Source organism: Bacillus sp. FSL P4-0290 (genome assembly GCF_037975435.1).
Classification (GTDB): Bacteria; Bacillota; Bacilli; order Bacillales; family Bacillaceae; genus Bacillus; species Bacillus subtilis.
Map to the genome: position 1 here is coordinate 3,636,429 of NZ_CP150253.1, position 22,163 is coordinate 3,658,591.

Here is a 22,163-nt window from a genome sequence, read left to right on the forward strand (position 1 = left end):
CTTTTTATAAATTGACGCTTCCCAAGTCTTTAGCCAATTCTTCAAGCGGCAAGCCCGGAAAATATTTGTCAGAGGGTTCCGTTCCCCGAACAGCGGGACGGCCGATAGAGTGATAAATGTATCCGGCTGCCTGCATCTCTTCAAGTGAAAATAAATTTCTGCCATCGATGATGACTGGCTGTTTTAAGAGGTTTTTTACTTTTACAAGCTCCATTTCTTTTACTTCCGGCCAATCCGTTAAAATCAGGCATGCATCAGTGTCTTCCATCGCAGCATACACATCTGTGTAATACTCGACCTGTTCGCCAAGGATCGCTGAAGCTTCAGGAATAGCAATCGGATCGTATGCTTTTACATGGGCGCCCAGCTGCTGCAGCATTGGGATAATATCAAGCGCTGGAGCGGATCTCACATCGTTCGTATTCGGTTTGAAGGCTAATCCCAGGACTGAAATGGTTCTCCCTTTGACGCTTCCCATAACAGTCAAAAGTTTATCTACAATATGAACACGCTGCTTCTCGTTCGTTTCAATGACAGCTTCGATGAGCTTGAATGGATAGCCTGCCGATTTTGCGATTTGAAGCAGCGCGGTTGTATCCTTTGGAAAACATGAACCGCCGAATCCAATACCCGCTTTAAGGAACTTTCTGCCGATACGGCTGTCAAGACCAACACCATCAGCAACTTTTGAGACGTCTGCGCCGACTCGCTCACAAATGTTTGCAATATCGTTGATAAAGGAAATCTTTGTCGCCAGAAATGCATTCGCGGCGTACTTAATCATTTCTGCACTTTCTAGGTTTGTTTTAATGACAGGAGCATGGAATGGCTGATGAAGTTCCTCAATGATGGCAGCGGCTTTATGACTTGTTGAACCAATCACGGCACGCTCCATATTCATCGTGTCATGAATCGCTGACCCTTCCCGAAGGAATTCAGGGTTAGATACAACATCAAATGAGTATCTCCCCTTTGAGGCTTTTTGAACGATAGATTGCACCAGTTTCCCTGTTCCAACCGGGACTGTGCTTTTATTTACGATCACTTTGTAGCCGTTAAGATGCTCACCGATTGTTTTCGCCGCCGCTTTGACGTACGTTAAATCAGCTTCACCTGTTTTGGACATAGGCGTTCCGACTGCAATATAAATAATATCTGAGGCCCGAATGGCGGACGGGATATCGTTCGTAAAGGTCAGGCGCTGATCTAGCACATTTTTTTCAACTAAGTCTGCAAGCCCTGGTTCATAGATTGGGATTACCCCATTTTTCAGACTTCTGATTTTTGATTCATCGATATCACAGCAAACAACTTTATTGCCGATCTCCGCAAAGCAAGTGCCTGATACGAGTCCTACATAACCTGTTCCAATGACAGCTATTTTTTTCACAGCGCTCATCCCTCTCCTGTAAAATGATCTTCCTATTTATATTGGTCGCAGTTTCTTACGATTAAACGGACGTTTTCGTGACCGTCTGATACTGATGATGCAAGGCCTTGGCGTTTTTTCCTGCGTCAAATTGAGCCTGCACGGTTTCATATAAGTCATCTGCTACTTCCGGCTTCCATATTTGCTCATGTTCGTACCGAGTGATCGCTTCCGCCAAGGCTTGAGCGGATTTCGGTTTAATCAGCAGATGTTGGTGCTTTCCGAACAAAGACGACACTCCGCCAACATCCGTACAGATAACAGGAACCCTTAGCGCCAGCGCCTCAATCACAACAGTCGGCATCCCCTCACTGTAAGAAGGAAGCACGAATAGATCTGCCGCAAGTAAATAGTCTCTTACATGATGATTCGGCACTTGGCCTGTGACGATATGCCCCTTCTGCGTCAGCGTCGATTTTGCGGGACCATCCCCGACAAAGACTGCCTGAGGTGGGTCCTGCAGCGATTCGATCGCTTCAGACAGTTCAAAAATGCCTTTCTCTCTGACCAGCCGGCCGACATAGACAGCCAGACGCTGATCAAGCGGGAGTCCGAGTCTTTCTCTGATTTCCTCTTTCGTCTCCTCATTCTCCTGAAAACGGCTGAGCTGTATGCCAATTGGCAAAACCGAGCTGTCAAAGCCCGAAAGCTTTTTGGCTTCTTCCTGAAGCTTGTGGCTGACTGCTAAAACAACTGACGCAGAACCTACGGCACGCTTGAAGGCTTTAAACGCTCCTTTGCTGTAATGCGGATAGACATTCACATCACTGCCATGCAAGGTCAGGACATAAGGAATTTGCGTGGACTCTGACACGACTGCCGCAGCCCCGCCCGATGGCATGGCAAAATGAGCATGGATCAGATCCGGATATAGACCGCGCTGTTTCATGGTTTTTAAAACGGCTGATGCGATTCTCCGATGAGGCTGCGCCCACTTCAGCTGGCCGGGAACTGCCCGATAGAAAGGCCGGTAAACCGGTATCCCCTTTCTAACCTCATACTCCGGTCTGGCATCCTTTTTTCGATATGTCTTTTTCAGCATGCGGACAGGCGCTGAATGAAAAGGCCGTGGGCATATCACAGTGATATCAAGCCCGAGTTTTTGCAGCTCTTGCACCTGTGTCTCATGAAACACACCCTCTCCGGGTTTCATACTGCTCGGATATACGCTTGTGATCCACAAAATCTTCATGACAAACGTCCTTTTCTTAGTAGTTTGCTTTTCGTTTGAGGGTACGCTTTTACCAAAAGAAAGAGATAGCACAGCGCCCCGGCCGCAACTGAAATGGCCAGCCGCATTTCTGCCTGCATACTGAAGTGTTCGGTACTGAGGCTTACACCAAACGCGATGATGCCCATCGCCGCAGTAATCAGAAATGGCTTCATAATCGACTGGAAATAAGCTGAAAGGTTAAGCTTGATGACATATGCCAAAAGCCAGCGCCCGATCAGGAAATTAACAACACTGATAATGGCATACACCCATGCGACTGTCAGCAGGCTTCCCGTCTGTACAGCTGCAAACAGTGATAATCCGTACAGCAGCAGCACGCCAGAATCCCAATAAAACGCTAAGTCAGCTCTTCCTTTAGCCAGCAACACAGATCCATTTGGATTCATAAGCACTCTTAGTATTCCGACAATCGCCAGAACATTTAGGATCGGAACAGCAGCAAGCCACTTTTCTCCGAAAACCGCTGTGATAAAGGCGTCTGACACAGACACGAGCCCGATTAACAGCGGAAACGAAACAAGCGCCAGCATTTTTGTCATATTCAGAAAGCCTTCTCTGATCACGCTGTTTTCATATTTGTTTTTTGCGAAAACAGGGAATGCCACCCGTGTGACAATCGGATTGATCTTCAAAACCGGAATGGTGACAATCTGATAAGCGAGGTTATAAATCCCCAATGCTTCAGCACCAATAAACCGGCCGATCAAAATCATGTCGATATTTGCTCCCAGTCTGTTCACAAGACGGGATGAAAGCTGAAAGGCTCCAAAAGAAAAGAAATCCTTCATGCCTCTCAAATCAAAAACAAAAGCAGGATGCCACTTTTTTCGGTATACAGCCCAATATAAAATCCCTTTACTGGACTGCAGCAGGACTTGAGAAATCACATACGCCAAAATCGCATCCATCATAAAAACCGCTATCGCTAAATATCCGAATGACAATACATTTGAAAAAATCTCTATTTTGCTTAACGTATTAAAATGCAGCTGCTTTTGCAGCATATACTGATATTGCTGTCCAATTGGCGCGATCAAAAACATAATCGCCAGAATCCGAACCAGAAACACCAGCTCTTCTCTTTGATAAAATCCCGCAATGACAGGACTGCTCACATATAAAAGAACAAACAGCAAAACGCCCGTCATAATGTTAAGCCAATACAATGTTGACAGCTGGCGCTCCGTCGCGTCGTCTCTCTGAATTAATGCTGCGCCAAAACCCATATCGAGCACAATCTGGGCGAAAACTGTAACCGTTGTGATCATGCCGACAAGCCCAAATTCTGTTAAGGTCATCATATTTCCAAGCAGGGCAAACTGAACAATTTGTATGATTGTAATACACATGGTTGAAATACTTGTCCACTTTGCACCGCTCATGATTTGTTTTGTAATACTTGGCATCATATTCCCTACTTCTTTTTAAGCTCAGATTGATGGTGAATAATGGCATTCCGTTTTATCTTGCACCATCACCCGTCCAAACTACTTTACAAGTTTTTAACATAATTTTTAATTCTAAAGTGAAAGTCAGATTGCGAATGTAATATAAATCAAATATCAGCTTTTCCTTCGGCGTCATATCGTAACCGCCGTTCACCTGAGCCCAGCCGCTCAATCCTGGTTTAACAGCCAGACGCTGTGTAAAGCCTGGAATCTCATTCTGGAATTTTTCCGTAAATACGGGCCGTTCCGGACGAGGGCCAATCATACTCATATCGCCTTTCAGCACATTAAACAGCTGAGGAAGCTCGTCAATTCTCGTTCTTCTGATAAAAGCTCCGATCCTTGTCACCCGCGGATCTTGCTTCTGTGCCCAAACCGCCCCAGACTTCTCGGCATCTATTTTCATGGAACGAAGCTTATAAAGCTTAAATGGCTTCCCGCCTTTCCCTACGCGTTCCTGCGTATAAATGGCAGGCCCCGGCGTCTCCAAACAAATCAAAATTGAAAATACCGCAATCATTGGCAGCGCAATCGCCAACCCAATGAGCGCAAACCAAATATCCATTACGCGCTTTATTGCCAAATAACGAGCCGTCTTTTCAGATAATGTAAAAGAATGTATTTGTTGAACTGAGAATTCACGACTCACATTCATGCTTTTCTCTGCACTCACTGACACACACCTCACGATTTGTTTGGGATGTTATGATGACCTATGCCAGTCAGTTTAGCAGACGGATGTTAATTGGATGTAAATGGTATGTTAAGAAGTGTGAATTTGTTATTTTTTCTGACATTTATCCGTAAACTTTTTATTGTTTTAGACACTTTTTTTAAAAATTAAGCATATTGTTTAAAAAAAGAGACAAATCATTTTACTGATTTGTCTCTTTTCGTTGTGAAGCATTTAATATTGAAAATAAAACTTTGATTTAGAGGTTAACAGCTTGTATTGAACCTCAACCATTTTACTAAAGAATAACATGGATTTTCGTTCCACATTCCTTGTGTCCAGGACAATTGCTTGGTTATCCACTTTTGCACTGATTTTATTTTGAGAAGTGTTTATCGCAAATTCAATTAATCGCTCTTTCTTTACATGAGCTAGCTGTTCAAGCAAACTCTGCACGTTTACCGTCAATTTTGTGCAATTAGGCTCTAACTCTATACGTTTTACCGGTAATGAGATTTCAGACTGTCCGGTATTCACAATCATTTTTGAATGATTTGGCAAACAGATTTGCTTATCTTTAAAAATAAATGATAAATCTTTTGATTCAGTTTCATATGAAAGTTCTGCTTCTGTATAGGCATGTTTCTTTATATCAATCGAAAGATTATCGTAGTTCATTGTGAAATATGGTCTTGCACTGAAGACAAACAACGCATTATGCCCTAAATACATCGTGTTTGTTGAATACTTATACGCAGCACGCTTGTTTCCGATTCTCGCCCTTAATTTATAGCCATCTATTGACGATTCAATAAAGAAATCCCAAACGCCTAAATCTTCTTCTGCAGATGCCAGTTCATCAAACTTGCACTCAAATGTAAATGTTGAATTTTCATACTTAGCCGGCGCAATGTATTTTTCCGCCTTTGTATCGCGATGAACAAATACTCCTGTCAGAGATTGATTTTGATTCGTTTCATCATTCAACAATTTGTGTTTAATGGTTCCTTGAATGCTGAGGCTGTGATCACTAAATTCAATATTCTGCAGATAATGTTCAAGCTTATTTTTATAATTTACTTTTAATAACTCTTCAGAAATTTGATAACGTTCTAAGCTCGGATAACGTGCAATTATATCCCCGTTATTTACAACACAGAACTTTTTAATGTCTTGTTCTTCACGCTCATACTGGGTTAACCCCTGCAAATCATTATTCCGAATAAACAGCAGCCGCAATTTGATATGCGGAAGCAAAAATTGATCAGCCTCTTCAGGTACTGCATGAATAAATGAAGACAAATATTTAAACCATTCAGCTCTTTCTTCATCTGTCTTCATTTTTATTGTGACATTTTTTGTCCGTGAAAAATCGAAATGCCTGTTTAAAAATACTGCCATCAGTTTAATTTTTCTTGCTTCTTCCAGGTCACTAGCCTTGATAGCAGAAATAATATCTTCCATTGCTCCATAAAAGTTCTCTGGGGGAACATAAGCAACACTCATATGCTCACCGTCTCTTTTGACCAGATAGTAATAATCATAGTCAGCTGAAACAGAAATCTTCTTTGCTTTTAAATAAGCGTTCATTGTGAAGACCTGATCTTCCGCTGCTTTTATGTGAGTAGGGAAGGTAATTTTATTTTCTTTTAAAAGTGAGGCTTTAAACAGTTTTTGGGGTCCCAATGTAAAAACAATTTTGGAATCAACCAAATCAACATCCGGGTTCGTTTCCTTAAACATTGATTTGGGAACACCTCGGCCGTTTATCCCTTTTAACTTACCTAAAGTAATATCTGAATCATTCTCTTTTGAGAAATTGTACCATCTTAACAATGCTTCATTGCCTAGATAGTCATCGGAATCAACAAACAGGATGTATTCACCTTTGGCAATTTTTATTGCATCATTCCGCGGCGCACCTGGACCGCCTGAATTTACCGTTCTTTCAATAACAACTATATTTTCATATTTCTTTTTATATTGATTCAAAATGTCTAAAGATGAATCCGTAGATTTATCATCAACACATATAATCTCATAATCCTCTTTTGGCATCGTTTGATTAACTAAGCTGTCAAGACATTCGGAAATAAGATCTTCTGAATTATATACAGGGATAACAATGCTTATTTTCATCGATTACCTCACTACCCTAATGGTTCGGTTATATTTTTGCCTGATAATTATATCAAAAACATCTGTCAATAAGAATAGGTCTAACCTTAAATTTTGTTAAACTTTTACATAGCATATGTGGTTTAAAATTTTTCTCATTTTATCGTATAAAAAAGCTTGCCGGCAATTCCTGATGGGTTCTGCCGGCAAGCCGCTATTGATGTCTACTAATTTAATCCCCTAATAATATCCAATGATTCCTTCATATATTGCTTGAGCTGCTTTTTCTTGATACAAAGCACTCTTTAACTTACTTGCGTCGTTCGCATTTGAAATGAACGCCAGCTCCGCTAAACTGCTCGGCATCGTTGATTCTCTGATGACATGGAAATTCCCGATTTTCACGCCGCGGTTTTGAGTATTGAGTGCTTTATAGAGTCTGTTTTGTATTTCTGTCGCAAGCCGTTTGCTATTCGCTGACTCATACTTTGTATAATAGTAGGTTTCAGTACCTGTTGCAGCAGGAGTTGCTGAATTGGCGTGAATACTCACAAACAGGTTTGCATTATTGCTTTTTGCTTTTGCAACCCGCTCTGAAAGCTCTAAGAAAACATCTGTAGATCTGGCCATAATCGGAATGGCTCCACCATTGGAAAGTTTGCTGTTTACAAGCTTAGCAACGGCAAGGTTAACATCTTTCTCTTTTAAACCATTACCTACCGCGCCGCTGTCATAACCACCGTGTCCTGCATCCACAAATACCTTTTTGCCTACAATTACATTTTTAAGCTGGTTCACGACATTTGTTGTCACTGAAATAGTTCCCCCAAGAACTGTGAAGGTATTCTTGCTATTTGATCCGATGACTGTTCTTGTCGCAGTCGGCAATGAACCGGCGTCAGTAAATAGCATTGGGCGATTTTGCTTCGCCGCCAGCACAGAACCCGCTAAAGCATCTGCATATTGATAGCCATTGCTGACAAATGCAGCTTTTGATGAAGAATAATACTTTTTCGCTATGTTGGCAGCCACTTCAAAACGGCTGTTCCCGCCGATTCTTGTTGGTGATGGCAACTGGCTGTAAACGCTTTTTGAGACACTGATTTCTCCCCCGACCACAATAGTCGATGTTGTTCCTTTGCTGTTCATCGCATTTTTCGTTGGTTCGGGAATAGAGCTTGCAGTCGTCAGTAGAATTGGAATACCGTTACGGGCAGCATAAGAACCGATTGCCAGACTGTCAGCATATGCCATTCCATTTGCGATTACTGCTTTTGAATTTGAAGACAATTTTTTAGAAATATTTTGAGCAACTTCATAGCGGCTTCTTCCGCCGATCCGTTCCACATTGGAAATACCCAATTTTTTAATGTCGCTTACAACGTTGTTAGAAACACTGATCGTTCCGCCAATGACGATGACCTTGCTCGGTTTAAGCTGGCTGATTCTGTCTTTAGTCGGTGTAGTCAGTTTAGATGATTCCGTCAATAGAATCGGAGCATTGTATTTGTAAGCCAAAGGTGCAGCAGTTAATACATCTGCATACGCTGTTCCGTTTGCTATAACAACCGTGCCCGCACTGCTCCAGCCTTGTTTTGATACATTTACTGCAACCTCATATCTGCTTGCTCCATCCAGCCTTGTAACAGAGTTGGCCGCAAACGCATTTGGTACAAATAACACGACTCCTAGTATCAGCATAGGTATGCTTTTAAGAAAGATCCGCAAAGATAGTCCCTCCAAAGATTCATAATGATCCATAAATCAAATAACGAACAAAGGAGGCATCTCGCCTCCTTTGACTCTAACAATCTTTTAATAGCTTGATAGAGTTGTTCCCGGATAGTAAAAACTTAAAATTGTTGTATAAGATTGTCCAGCAGCTGCTCTGGCATTGGCTCCGTACTGACTCATGCCTATGCCGTGTCCGTATCCTTTACCGCTAATGAGAAAGGCGTTTGTATTGCTTGAGACAGAAGCATATGTACTCTTCATATTGGAAGCGCCAAGCATCGTTCTCAGCTCTGTTGCAGGTACAGTAATTGTTGCTGTTTTTTCACTGAGGCTTCCATTTGACAGGATATAGCCATTTGATTTTTCTTTCACGAAATATGAGAATGTGACGCTTGCTGTTTTCGGCCGCTGACCGGCAGTTTTCTCCGTGCTGAATTTCACACTGGATATTTTCGTGATTTTGATAGACTCGGCATTGCTGTATTTATTTTTAATAAACCATCTTTTCAAACCGCTCAAATATGATGAGTTTGTTTCATTTTTAGAGCTCCACCATGAACCCGGGCTTTTCAGATTCAGACTGCTCTTATCAAGCTGGGTTTTATTTAAAGACAGAGACCAGCTGATTTGCGGGTCGTACGTATCTTTTTTGGCGATTAAATAAGGAAGCTGGCTGCTCCACACCTCACCGCTCGCTTCTGTGTAGCCGCCGTTGCTTGAGGAATACGTAGCTGAAATCAAATTCCCATTGTATTTCAAAACTTTTCCTTTTGTAGCTTCGACCACTTCTGAAGTTTTTGAATTCCAGTCATATCCGCCATATACCTGAAAAGCGGTGGTGTCTTGTACTTCTTTTCCGGCCGAATTAATGGAATAAGTTCTCGCTGCGACAGCTTGGGCTTTAAGCGCTTCTTTCTGCCAGCTGGCCGGCATTTCATGAGGCACAACACCCTTTAAATAATCTTCAAAGGGGATATTCACATTGATTGGCCGAACATATTTGCCTGACTCTATTGTAAATTTCATGTTTCCGAGATATGGCGTTCCGTTCAAACTGATAGAATTTGTAGTTGCATATTTTTTAGGCTGTGCTGCAAAAGACGTTCCAAGCGTCTTGATTGCAGTACTGTTTTTATAAAGCACTAGGTTTCCGCCGGTTAACTTGACTGTATATCCAGTTCCTGCAAAAGTATCTGCCAGTTTGTTCTTTAGCGTATCACTGATGGAAATGCTTCCTCCAAGCAGCGCAAATGACTGAGTTCCTTTTGACGCTACTACATCAGCGACTGGTGACGGCAGGCTGCCTGATTCAACCAGCAGTAAAGGGCTTCCCTGCTTTGCTGCAAGCACAGATCCCGTTAATGCATCCGCGAATGTTTGGCCGTTTGACATAAATACCTTTGTTGCTTTCATATTTAATTCTTTAACGATATTGGCAGATACCTCATATCGGGAAACGCCGCCAATCCGTTTCACAGTTGCCTTCTTTTTTAATGCAGCTTCCACACCAGTGCTGACACTCAACGGACCGCCGACAATTGTAACCTTGCTTGGAATTTTGTAATCACTGCGGATGTTATTGTCTCCCGCAAGTAAAATCGGATAACCGTTCATTGCAGCATATGGCGCGATTGACAGGGCATCCGTAAAGACCATGCCTGTGGCCACTACTGCCTGGCTGTAATTCCCCATCCGATCGGCTATGTTTTTAGAAACCTCGTAACGGGTTGCTCCGCCAATCCGATCGATAGAACCATATTTTTTTAATGTATTTTCTACATTTTTAGAAACACTGATTGTCCCGCCAATGATGAGAATATTGTCAGGATTTAATTTTGCAATTTCGCTTTCTGTTTTTGGTGTTAGCGAATCTGCGTCTGTTAATAAAATCGGTGCATCGTACTTTTTGGCAAGCGGGGTTGCTGAGAGCGCATCGGCAAAAGCGTCCCGATTCACAATGACCACAGTCGTTGGATTTGTCCATCCGGCAGAGGCGACATTATTGGCAACATCAAAACGGGTTGATCCTCCATATCGCTCCGTATCCGCAATTCTTGAGCCGGGAATTTCATATCCGCCTGTGATATCGACATCCAAACTTGATTTGCTGCCTACATAATTACTCAGCTTAACCGAAATGGTTTTATCAGCGGCTTTCGCAGTCTGCATAAACGCCGGACATGCTACAGCCGCCGCAGTGACTGACGATAGAAGCAAGAGCTTCATTTTTTTCAAAACATGGAACCCCCTAAGAGTTTTTTATTACTTTGTCTCAAGATCCTTAAGCATTAAAGCGCCATTTGAATCTTTTGTATATTTGACAACAACTTTTTGCCCTTCTGAAATGCTGTTCATTTTGTCCTGAAGGTCTGAACCAACCTGAATCGACGTCTCTTTATCATCAATAGTGACTGCAATTGTATGGCTGTCCGCCAAACCGGCAAAAGTGCCTTCCTTCGTTACTGTCTCTTCTGCAGTTGCATCCTGGCTGTCTGAATTTGTTTCTGCTCCTGATGAGTTCTGAGCTGTGCCGCACGCAGACAAAAGAAGCAGCATTGAGAACATTAAAATAGCAATTTTTTTCATTCCTATATCACCTCTCCACTTTTTATCGACAATTTTAAGCTTATTTTAAGATTTCTTTCAAAACAACGAAAAATTTTTGCGGATTTTCTTAAAATACCGAAACATTTGTTACAAGGAGCCGTCTATTGTAAAGAATCAGACAAATTTTAGTTGTTTTCAAATATTAAGAAACTTATAATCGTACTAGATTACAAAAAAGCGAGGACTTTATTATGAGAGCTGAAAAAAGAAAGAAAAAAAGAAAGGCATTACTTGTCATTTTAGCCATTGTGGCCGTATTTGTACTCGGAACTGGCGGCTATGCATACTACTTATGGCATAAAGCAGCATCAACCGTGGCAAGTATTCATGAAAGCATTGATAAATCGAAAAAGAGGGATAAAGAGGTCAGTATCAATAAAAAAGATCCTTTTTCTGTCTTAATCATGGGTGTAGATGAACGCGACGGCGATAAGGGCCGTGCCGATACGCTCATTTATATGACTGTTAACCCAAAAACGAATACAACCGATATGGTCAGCATTCCGCGTGACACGTATACAAAAATTATCGGAAAAGGCACAATGGATAAAATCAACCATTCATACGCTTTCGGCGGCACGCAGATGACGGTAGACACTGTTGAGAACTTCCTCGATGTTCCGGTTGATTATTTTGTGAAAGTGAACATGGAAAGCTTTAGAGACGTTGTTGATACACTTGGCGGCATTACAGTTAACAGCACATTCGCGTTCAGTTATGACGGTTATTCGTTCGGCAAAGGAGAAATCACACTGAACGGAAAAGAAGCGCTCGCTTATACCCGGATGAGAAAAGAAGATCCGAGAGGCGACTTCGGACGCCAGGACCGCCAGCGCCAAGTCATCCAAGGTATTATTAATAAAGGCGCTAATATTTCTTCCATCACGAAATTCGGAGATATGTTTAAAGTCGTTGAAGATAATGTGAAAACGAACTTGACCTTCGATAACATGTGGGATATCCAGTCCGATTACAAAGGTGCGCGGAAACATATTAAACAGCACGAACTAAAAGGTACAGGCACGAAAATCAATGGAATTTACTACTACCAAGCTGATGAAAGCGCCCTTTCCGATATTACAAAAGAGCTGAAGGAAAGCCTCGAAAAGTAAAACAAAAAGAAGCTTCGCACAATGTGCAAAGCTTCTTTTTTATTTGCCTGTAAATGAATCCGGTTGTTCTTTCCGGTACCCGTAATGAAACAGCAATTCTTCCACAATCCGGCGGGAAGCCTCTCCATCTCCATACGGATTAGAAGCCTGGGACATTTTCTTGTACTCATCAGGATCAGTTAACAGCTGTTTTGCCAGCTGATAAATGTTTTCCTCATCCGTCCCTGCAAGTTTCAGCGTTCCCGCTTCCACTCCTTCAGGCCGTTCCGTCGTATCACGCAGAACAAGAACCGGTTTCCCGAGAGATGGGGCTTCCTCCTGCACGCCGCCCGAATCTGTCAATATAAAATGCGATTTCGCTGCAAAGTTATGGAAATCAATCACCTCTAAAGGTTCAATCAGATGCACTCTGTCAGAATCACCAAAATGCTTATGAGCCGCTTCCCGGACAACAGGATTCAGGTGCACAGGGTAAACGACTTGTACATCTTCAAATTCCCCTACAATTCTGCGGATAGCCTTGAACATATTTTCCATTGGCTCACCCAAATTCTCCCGGCGGTGAGCGGTCAAGAGAATCATTTTATCCTCACCCACCTGATCGAGAACAGGATGTGAGTAACCATCCCTAACCGTTGTGTTGAGTGCGTCAATCGCTGTATTGCCCGTTACAAAAATAGAGTCGGCCTTTTTGTTTTCTTTTAATAAATTGTCTTTCGCCTGGCCTGTCGGAGCAAAATGCAAATCAGCAATCGCCCCTGTCATCTGTCGATTGAGCTCTTCCGGAAACGGGGAATACTTATTCCCTGTACGGAGCCCCGCCTCCACATGACCGACAGCAATTTGATGGTAAAAAGCGGCTAGGCTTCCGGCAAACGTCGTCGTCGTATCACCATGGACAAGCACAATATCGGGTTTGATATCTTTAAACAACTCATCCAATTTTACAAGTGCGTTAGACGTAATCTCTGCCAGTGTCTGCCGCTCCTTCATAATGTTCAAATCGAAGTCAGGCTTGATGTGAAACGCATCTAACACCTGATCGAGCATCTGTCTGTGCTGTGCAGTTACCGTTACATAGGAATCTATTTCAGGATATTTTTTCAATTCAAGCACAAGCGGTGCCATCTTGATCGCTTCAGGCCTGGTCCCGAAAACAGTCATAACTTTTAGTTTTTTCATATTTGTCACCTGGTTTCTTTGTTTAACGGGCTGTTAGATAGAATTTCGATTGGTCCGATTGTATAAATAGATCTACTTTCTTCTTTATTTTAAAGCACCATAGCTTTTTTTCAATATTTTTACTGCAAAAGTACACACTGACATCCTTTTTCGGAACCAATGTGGTTTTATAAGAATTAATGGATAAAACAATATTGGTGTTTTGTAAATAAGCCGGAGCAAACTTTTGCTGAACGAGATTCCGATCAACCTGTATCACTGTCCCATCAACTGAACTGATTTGATTTTTTATTGGTATTAAAAACTCTTGGTTATTGCATTCGAGCAATAATAAAGATTGCTTCGGAAAAAACAATTGGCTTCCAGGAAATACGAACGTTAAATGCTGGTCCGAATCATTATCTCTGAATTCGACTTTCAGAACTTCCTGCTTTCTGATATCCACCGACAAATTATCATAGGTTTTAGTAAAGTACGGCCGTGCGCTGAAAGCATATTCCCCGTTATTCCCAATATATTTAGCATGTTTTGAATAAGGATACGGTTCTCTGCTGCTGCCAATTCGGACGCGTTTTTTATAGCCGTCTATCCCCGATTCAATAAAGAAATCCCACACACCAATATCTTCTTCATGAATAGCCAAATCAGTAAACTTCGTGAGAAATTCAAATTCTCCGTCCTTGGAATACACTGGAGAAATGATTTTTTCAGTTTTTCTATCACGGTGCACCCAAATGCCGTATAAAGTTTGCATAGCTTGATGCTCTGGTTGTAAAGCCGTGTGGGTAACCGACCCTCTTAATGTGAAAGTGTTGTCCTTCATTTGAAATTCGCTCACGTAATGACTGATTTTGTTTCTGTCATCAACAATCCGTTCATTCTCTGCCAAATGATATGAGATAAGGCTGGGATAGTTTGCTATGATATGACCATTTTTAACTGACGTATATTGGGCCATATTTTCTTTATCAGCTTCAAACTGCTTTAAGCCCTTTAGGTCATTATGGCGTACAAAGTGTAATTTTAACCGCGTATGAGAATGAACAAGTTTATCAATTTCCCGTGGTATATTTTGTTCAACAAAATGATGCAGCTCTGTCATCCATGTTTGCTGCTCCCGTTCGTCCTCGATTGTTACGGTAAAGTCCGTTGTTCTGGAAAAATCAAAATGACGATTCAAAAATTTCGCCATAAACTTCATTTTGCGATTATGTGAAAGACGGCTATTACGAATCATATCTATGATTACCTTCATTGCGCCATAGTAGCTTTGAGGCGCAACGTATGCAAACGTCATATGCTCGCCATCATGCTGTACAGCATAGTAATAATCATAATCGGCCAAGACAGAAATTTTGTCCGCTTCTAAATAAGCCTGCATGACAAATACCTGATCCTCTGTAGCCTGTATATTAGAGGGGAAATATATGTCATGCATTCTAAGCAGTGAGACTTTAAAAAGTTTTGTCGGTCCTATTGAGTAAACAAGCGGAGATTTTACAAGATCCGCCTCAGGTTTCGTTTCCTTAAAAATAGCTTGCGGGACCGATCTGCCGTTTACACCGACCATTTTCCCAAGCACAATATCTGAATCATGCTGTTTTGCAAATTGATACATTCTCTCGAACGCTTCGATTCCTACATAATCATCGGAATCAATAAAAAAAATGTATTCACCGTTCGCAGCACGTATCGCTTGGTTTCGCGGCTCCCCCGGCCCTCCCGAATTTTTTTCTCGTTCTATAACCGTTATATTAGAATACTGTTCACTGTACTTTTTTAATATTGAAACCGTGCCATCCTGTGAACAATCATCTACACAAATAATTTCGTACTCATTATTCGGCATGGTTTGTTGAACCAGACTATCCAGGCAGCGGGAGATAAAATGTTCTGAGTTGTATGTGGGTACTGCTGCAGTGATTTTCACCATGACACCTCTATCCTTATCCGCTTCTATTTCATTCGCAAAAGCTCATATAATGAACAAAAATGATGCAAAAACGTACTATTTCGTTATTTCAAATACTTCTTCCCATCTTTCAAATAATCGGGCTTCACTATATTCAGTATCCATTAAGTTCTTTGCGTTTTTTCCATATTGAATGGCTCTCTCAGGGTTGTCGTACAAATAAATGATACTTTCAGCAAGCATGTCAATATTATCAGGTTCTACAAGCATTCCCGTTTCGTGTTCTTTTATGAGCTCCCTCGGGCTGTATTTCACATCAAAACTGATAACAGGGGTTGCGCACGAAAACGATTCACAAATCGCGAGACTAAACCCCTCAAATTTTGATGTTAATAATGTGGCAAGCGCCTGCTGATAAAATGGAGCGGGATTTGCGACATATCCTTTTAAATGTACATTATCTAACTTAAGATCATCGATCAATTGCTGGTATTCCTCATGGCCGGGACCGCTGCCATATATATTCAGGACAATATCCGGCCGGGATTTTTTTACGATTCCCATTGCTTTTATGACCTTATCGATCCCTTTTTCCTCATGATATCTGGCCACCATGACAAATTCGTTTTTCTTCTTTTCATACGTTTGTAATTTTTCAAGCCTTCTTGGTGCATGAGGAATAACAAAAATATTATTGTTCGACTCAAAATCCTTCATGATATCTTCTTTTTGTTCATTCGTTAATACGATCAGCCCGTCATAATCCTTAATATGCTCCATCGCATATTGATGATTGGTTCGAACTTTGCTGCCTAACGTATAAGGATAATCTAAATGATTTGAGTGAACACAGTAAAATCGTTTTGCCAATCCTGCACGCATTTCATTTACTTTTGAAGCACTTCCGACTCCATCACAGATGATAATAGGGTCCTTTTCTTTCTCACATAACGTTTCAAGCCAATGTGTATGAAACTGGTGCTTGTTTTTGAAAAATACAGCTTCCTTTTCATCACGGCCAAACAGTATAACTCCTTGACTGGCTCCTGTTTTAAAATGGTACCATTCTGTTAAATAACAAAAACCGTCGGGTGCTGTGTAGTGAATTTGATTGATTTTTCCGCTTCTTGTATCGAAAATCACAGTTTTATTTACATAACCGCCATGAAAGAATTCTCGCTTTGTCATTTGCATATTTTCATTGAAATGATCTACATATAAAAGATTATCCGACTCATCCCATTTTTTCTTTTTTATATATAAGCCATTCTTGAAGTATTCCGTTTCTAATTTTTCCTCGTTATGATACGCAGCATATGGTTCTTCAAAGCGATTACGATTTTGATCATAGTAACTTTGCTGCACTTCCCCAATTTTTATATGCTTATGCTGATTTTTATAGTCATCATAAATATTGAGGATATTTACATCAGCATGCAGCCTTCCAGCGCTCTTCAGCACTTGCTCAATCAGATCATAATTGTCCTTATAATCAAGTGTAACCAAATCGATTTTATGGCCGCGCTCCGCAAATGTAAAAGATCTTGACATCATAGAGCTTGTAATGCCGCCTTTTTCAATGTCTATTTCATATATAAGTGAAAAGATCCTTCTCATCTTCAAGCTCCTTCTTCTGGTAAAACCTTGTCTGCTATTTTTTCACAAACAGCCGTTTCATTAATTTTCTCCGAAATCCCTCGGCAGTCTGAACACGCAAATAATTATTTTCTTTTTCTAAAGTAACTTGCCAGCCTGAAATACTTTGTTCTGATAATGGAATTTCCTTTGAATCGGTTATTCGCACACCTGATGCAAAGAAACTATTATCCCACTCGGAACAGAGATACAATTCAATGGTGGACAACTGATCTAACACAGAGTGAACACGAAGTGTACCGCTTACGGTAAATATTAGTTCTTCCTCGCTGTTTACTTTTGCGTTAAACGTGCTTTCAGTGCCGCTCTTTTTATTTTTTAACTTCCAATACATTTTATGGCGGCCAACAGAATGGGGAGGAATGCAGCCTTTAAATTCAACCTTGGCTGACAAATATAAATCGGATTTTGATTGCCATTCTGCCATTAACAGCTCAACATTCATATCCTTCAATTGATTATTAAATGGCACCTGATCTATTAGTTTGTCCACAAAACGCTTGCGGGTAAACGGCTCTTCAGAAACGTAATAAATATTTGTGCGAGGCCCCGTATTTTTAATTATGTCATGATATCTCTTCAAGGAAGGAACCACGAAAGCATCAAGGTGGCCTATTTCCTTTTCAGGGTTTTCCAACATCTCATTCGTCTCTATAAAACCTAGATACATGGAAGAATATTTAACTGAAAGAGATTTTAATGTAGTATATAACTCAACTTCAGAAGTCATAAATAAATAATCCGCTTCCTTTATCAAGCGGCTCAGAAAATAACGGGAAAGTTCATTTTCTGAATACAATACACTGACTATATTCTCTTTTTCGTCAAAAATGACAATTTTTTCAGTTGTTCCATCATTCTTATACCATTTTGTCATATAACAAGTGCCATCTGCCCTTAAATAAAGATGCTGCTTCGGTTTGTTAGTGTCCAGATCCATGTACATTAAGCTATGTACATATCCAGACAAATCATATTCTTCCCTTTTAAATCTTTGCCTGCTTTCATTAAAGTAATCAATGACAGCAAGTTCTCCTGATGCTGTAAACCTTTGATATTTGATATAACGTCCATTATTGTAATAACGATAAATTGGCTTATTTGGTTCTTGAATATATGTTAAACCTTCTTGTTCAATCGGATGCTTGATTTTATCTTTCTGAGGTTCAGAACCTTTAAAGTAGCTGTACATATTAATAACAGCAGTATCTTTAAAAGAAGAAGGCCCATTGGGCTCATGATGTAAAGTGACAATTTCCATTGGATAATTCCAATCGATCGTATTGATACTAAACTTTTGTGCAGCATTCAGCTCTTGACAAACAAATGCTAATTTTGGAGTAGAAACCTTAATCGTCATCATCTATTTATTACCTTTCGAATAAATTCGTACAGTCACATTTTCAGAACTACATTATATCACTTTTGCTGAGCAGGCTCTAGAGATGAAGAAGCTGTTATATTTCTTGAAATACCGGATCAGGTGAAACTGTTTTATCTATCAATTAATGATATTTTTTTGTATTTGTTCAACCCCAAAGTCACTGAATTGACTCTTGTTTAATATTGGTTTTTCTTATATGATTAAATGTGTTTAACAGAATGAAAATAGGGTATTGATGAGAAAAGAAACTCAAACATTTTAAATACTCTGCATTCAAAAGAGTGACCCTAAATCTGTTCTTAAGGAAGGTGCTTTGAAATTGAAAAAAGTACGTAAAGCCATAATCCCTGCCGCAGGTCTCGGAACGAGATTCTTGCCGGCTACGAAAGCAATGCCGAAAGAAATGCTTCCTATCGTTGATAAACCTACCATTCAATACATAATTGAAGAAGCTGTTGAAGCCGGTATTGAAGATATTATTATCGTAACAGGAAAAAGCAAGCGTGCGATTGAGGATCATTTTGATTACTCTCCTGAGCTTGAAAGAAACCTAGAAGAAAAAGGAAAAACTGAGCTGCTTGAAAAAGTGAAAAAGGCTTCTAACCTGGCTGACATTCACTATATCCGCCAAAAAGAACCTAAAGGTCTCGGACATGCTGTCTGGTGCGCGCGCAACTTTATCGGCGATGAGCCGTTTGCGGTACTGCTTGGAGACGATATTGTTCAGGCTGATACACCAGGGTTGCGCCAATTAATGGATGAATATGAAAAAACACTTTCTTCTATTATCGGTGTTCAGCAGGTGCCTGAAGAAGAAACACACCGCTACGGCATTATTGACCCGCTGACAAGTGAAGGCCGCCGTTATCAGGTGAAAAACTTCGTTGAAAAACCGCCTAAAGGCACAGCACCTTCTAATCTTGCCATCTTAGGCCGTTACGTATTCACGCCTGAGATTTTCATGTATTTAGAGGAGCAGCAGGTTGGCGCCGGCGGAGAAATTCAGCTCACAGATGCCATTCAAAAACTGAATGAAATTCAAAGAGTGTTTGCTTACGACTTTGAAGGCAAGCGTTATGATGTTGGTGAAAAGCTCGGCTTTATCACAACAACTCTAGAATTTGCGATGCAGGATAAAGAGCTTCGCGATCAGCTCGTTCCATTTATGGAAGGTTTACTAAACAAAGAAGAAATCTAAACAAAAAGGCTATTGGACATTCATCCAATAGCCTTTTTTTATTTCAACATCAAAGTCAGTGTATGCTCTTCATTATCAACTGCAAAAACCTGATCATCTGTATTCACTAGAAAACGCTTCTTGCTGCTGTCATACAATACATCGCTATCACTTAAGGATAGTGACGCCGGGGTGATAGGAGAAATGTTATGAAAAATAAGCTCTGTTGCTTTATCATTCTCCAGCACATAGCTGATTTTTTCATAATCAAAATCTAATGTTTTTCTGCCGTCAGCCGTATCCCCTTCAGTATATCCATTCAACTTGGATTGAATGCTGGTTCTGCTGTCTCCCAGGAATTTCAGAAAGTATTCATAGGAAGAAGCTGCGTTTTGCGAGACATAAGACGTAAATGCAGCAGCATGCAATTCAGTATGTTTCATGTTAGCTGCAACAGCGCTCTTTTTCACATAATAAGAGTGCCCGTCAAATTTTATTTTCGCTGCTTGTTTGCCTTTTGCAGCTACCGTCACCTCTGTACCGAATGGCAGTGTAACGTCAGCCTTCTGTTTCAAACCCTGATCCTTATAAGCAGCCGCTTTTTCATTTGCTATAAACCCTTGCTTATTGACTGCGGTTAAGCGTTCCTCTGACTTGCCCTTTGCATTGCCATGATGATTCTTCACTTCATTTTGCGGGATAGCGCCAAACGAAGCAATTGTACGAAGCGGAGCATTAAAGAACATCGTTCCTGCCATGAAGACAGTCAAAATAGACAAAATAGCAATTTGAACCGCATTAGCCAATGATTTCGGCTTTTTCTTCTTTTGGCGGAAACGGGCAAACGCTTCAGGATCTTCTTTCTTCCGCTCTTCCGTCTGCTCTTTTTTATATGTCTCTTTTTCTTTTTTAGACAGCTTATTAAACCAGTCAATAAACGCTTTGTACTCTTTCACAACCGTTTTTGTTTCATCAAACATACGAAGCTCGCCATAGTGCATCCAAGCAACACGGTCACACATCTTTTCAATCTGACCGATTGAGTGGCTGACAAAGAAAATCGTTTTTCCTTGCTTTTTAAACTCATTTATTCTGTCTACACACTTCTGATAAAACGTTTGGTCCCCTACAGAAAGCGCTTCGTCAATAATTAAAATGTCAGGGTCAATATGCACGGAAATTGCAAAACCGAGACGCGATTTCATCCCGCTGGAATAGTTTTTAACCGGCTGATTAATAAAATCGCCAATCTCGGCAAATTCAACGATGCTGTCATACATATCATCAATTTCTTTATTGGTTAACCCCATCATCAAACACTTGAGCCGGACATTGTCCCGCCCCGTTAATTGGTTATTTAAACCGGCAGCAATCGCAATCAGCGACGGCTGGCCGTTCATTTCAATTTCACCGCTGGTCGGCGGAATAATTTTAGCCAGCAGGTTAGACATGGTTGATTTCCCTGATCCATTTATCCCTACAAAGCCGATTGTCTCTCCCTCATACACGTCAAAGGAGACATTCCGCACAGCAAAAAAACCATTATCCTTAGCCGGAAAAAACAATCCTTTTATCTTGTCCGATTGTTTTTTATACAAATGATATTGCTTTGAAACATTTCGAAACGAAACTTTTAGTTTCATCGTACAATCTCCTTACGTATTAAAGAAAGTCAACAAACTTGTCTCTGAATTTCATATGCAGAATAGAACCCACTAACAATAAAAGGAATGTGAACAGCCAGAAATACAGCGTGTACTTCACGTCTTGGAAAAACCATTTTCCGTCTAAGAAGCTGTTCCTAAATCCTTCTATCAGATAAAAAATCGGATTCAGCTTAAGCACAGGCAGAAGATTCGGGTGATTTTTCCCGAGCTGCTCTGAGATATTCCAAAAAATCGGAAGTAAAAAGAACAATAATCTGGTTACGGCCTGCAGCAGAAATTGATAATCTCTGACAAGCACACTGATTGTAGAGTTAAACAAGCTAAATGAAAACATAAAAACAATCATGCAGATTAAATAGTAAATATATTGTATCCAATGCAAGCTAGGGTAAACACCGCTTGCTAAAAGGACAATGACATAAACACCCATCATTACAAAATAACTAAATAAATTTGAAGCAATCACAACAGAAGGCAGTGAACTGATCGGAAAATTCATTTTCGCAACCATATTGATCCGTTTAAATACACTGTTTGATCCATCCAGAATCGTCGGGCTAATAAAAAACCACGGGATCAAACCAGCCAGCATCCAAACAATAAAAGGCACTTCTCCAATACCTGTTATGACTGGCTTGCTGTTACGAATCCCCATACCAAATACAAACCAATACGCCAGCATTTGAATGAGAGGATTGAGAAACTGCCATAATACGCCAAGATAATTCATCTGATACTGAGACTTTGTCTCATACGAAGCTAAGCGCAAAATTAAAGGAAACGATGTCACTTGCTCTTTTACGATTCTTACTAATGCATTCATTGTTTAT

General features: G+C 40.7%; 16 protein-coding genes. 2 read left to right on the forward strand and 14 right to left on the reverse strand.

Annotated features, from left to right (window positions below; all coding sequences use genetic code 11):
- Positions 1-4: 4 nt before the first annotated feature.
- From tuaD to MKY10_RS19095, 8 genes are all read right to left on the reverse strand, one after another.
- On the reverse strand, positions 5-1,390 hold the full coding sequence (gene tuaD, locus MKY10_RS19060) for a UDP-glucose 6-dehydrogenase TuaD (RefSeq protein WP_080348104.1): 1,386 nt from the start codon (positions 1,388-1,390) through the stop codon (positions 5-7).
- Positions 1,391-1,451: 61 nt separating this feature from the next.
- Positions 1,452-2,621 (reverse strand): glycosyltransferase family 4 protein, encoded by a 1,170-nt coding sequence (locus MKY10_RS19065; RefSeq protein WP_048655017.1) that lies wholly within the window; start codon positions 2,619-2,621, stop codon positions 1,452-1,454.
- Positions 2,618-4,069: an MOP flippase family protein gene (locus MKY10_RS19070; protein WP_029725996.1), complete on the reverse strand. Its 1,452-nt coding sequence runs from the start codon at positions 4,067-4,069 to the stop codon at positions 2,618-2,620. Before MKY10_RS19070 ends, MKY10_RS19065 begins: the two co-directional genes overlap by 4 nt.
- 55 nt (positions 4,070-4,124) lie before the next feature.
- Positions 4,125-4,784, reverse strand: a complete 660-nt coding sequence (locus tag MKY10_RS19075) for a sugar transferase (RefSeq protein ID WP_003242561.1) — start codon at positions 4,782-4,784, stop codon at positions 4,125-4,127.
- 234 nt (positions 4,785-5,018) lie between these two features.
- A complete protein-coding gene (gene tarQ / locus MKY10_RS19080; protein ID WP_048655018.1) occupies positions 5,019-6,923 on the reverse strand; it encodes a (poly)ribitol-phosphate teichoic acid beta-D-glucosyltransferase TarQ in 1,905 nt (634 codons plus the stop codon).
- Positions 6,924-7,142: 219 nt separating this feature from the next.
- Positions 7,143-8,630: an N-acetylmuramoyl-L-alanine amidase gene (locus MKY10_RS19085; protein WP_046664049.1), complete on the reverse strand. Its 1,488-nt coding sequence runs from the start codon at positions 8,628-8,630 to the stop codon at positions 7,143-7,145.
- 87 nt (positions 8,631-8,717) lie between these two features.
- Complete coding sequence (locus MKY10_RS19090) at positions 8,718-10,871, reverse strand: SpoIID/LytB domain-containing protein (RefSeq protein ID WP_046663988.1); 2,154 nt, start codon at positions 10,869-10,871, stop codon at positions 8,718-8,720.
- A gap of 27 nt (positions 10,872-10,898) precedes the next feature.
- Positions 10,899-11,222 carry a hypothetical protein gene (locus MKY10_RS19095; protein ID WP_015251105.1) on the reverse strand — a complete coding sequence of 108 codons (324 nt, stop codon included), beginning with the start codon at positions 11,220-11,222 and terminating at the stop codon, positions 10,899-10,901.
- A gap of 212 nt (positions 11,223-11,434) precedes the next feature.
- Between MKY10_RS19095 and lytR the strand changes: the two genes are divergently transcribed.
- A complete protein-coding gene (gene lytR / locus MKY10_RS19100; protein WP_015251104.1) occupies positions 11,435-12,355 on the forward strand; it encodes a transcription antiterminator LytR in 921 nt (306 codons plus the stop codon).
- Positions 12,356-12,394: 39 nt separating this feature from the next.
- Here the strand turns inward: lytR and wecB are convergent, their stop codons facing one another.
- The 4 genes from wecB to MKY10_RS19120 all read right to left on the reverse strand — a co-directional run bounded on the left by wecB (position 12,395) and on the right by MKY10_RS19120 (position 18,468).
- A complete protein-coding gene (gene wecB / locus MKY10_RS19105) occupies positions 12,395-13,537 on the reverse strand; it encodes a UDP-N-acetylglucosamine 2-epimerase (non-hydrolyzing) (protein WP_123373710.1) in 1,143 nt (380 codons plus the stop codon).
- 22 nt (positions 13,538-13,559) lie between these two features.
- Complete coding sequence (locus MKY10_RS19110; protein ID WP_038427954.1) at positions 13,560-15,470, reverse strand: glycosyltransferase; 1,911 nt, start codon at positions 15,468-15,470, stop codon at positions 13,560-13,562.
- A gap of 75 nt (positions 15,471-15,545) precedes the next feature.
- Positions 15,546-17,066: a glycosyltransferase gene (locus MKY10_RS19115; RefSeq protein WP_048655019.1), complete on the reverse strand. Its 1,521-nt coding sequence runs from the start codon at positions 17,064-17,066 to the stop codon at positions 15,546-15,548.
- 34 nt (positions 17,067-17,100) lie between these two features.
- Positions 17,101-18,468 (reverse strand): alpha-glucosyltransferase N-terminal domain-containing protein, encoded by a 1,368-nt coding sequence (locus tag MKY10_RS19120; RefSeq protein ID WP_015251099.1) that lies wholly within the window; start codon positions 18,466-18,468, stop codon positions 17,101-17,103.
- 340 nt (positions 18,469-18,808) lie between these two features.
- On the opposite strand from MKY10_RS19120, the gene galU reads away from it, so the two are divergent.
- The gene (galU, locus tag MKY10_RS19125) at positions 18,809-19,687 is read left to right on the forward strand and encodes a UTP--glucose-1-phosphate uridylyltransferase GalU (protein ID WP_017695322.1); all 879 of its coding nucleotides are present in this window, start codon (positions 18,809-18,811) and stop codon (positions 19,685-19,687) included.
- A 38-nt stretch (positions 19,688-19,725) separates the two neighbouring features.
- On the opposite strand, the gene tagH is transcribed toward galU, so the two are convergent.
- On the reverse strand, positions 19,726-21,309 hold the full coding sequence (gene tagH, locus MKY10_RS19130; RefSeq protein WP_015251097.1) for a teichoic acids export ABC transporter ATP-binding subunit TagH: 1,584 nt from the start codon (positions 21,307-21,309) through the stop codon (positions 19,726-19,728).
- Between the two features lie 19 nt (positions 21,310-21,328).
- Positions 21,329-22,156: a teichoic acids export ABC transporter permease subunit TagG gene (gene tagG / locus MKY10_RS19135; RefSeq protein WP_015251096.1), complete on the reverse strand. Its 828-nt coding sequence runs from the start codon at positions 22,154-22,156 to the stop codon at positions 21,329-21,331.
- Positions 22,157-22,163 lie beyond the last annotated feature (7 nt).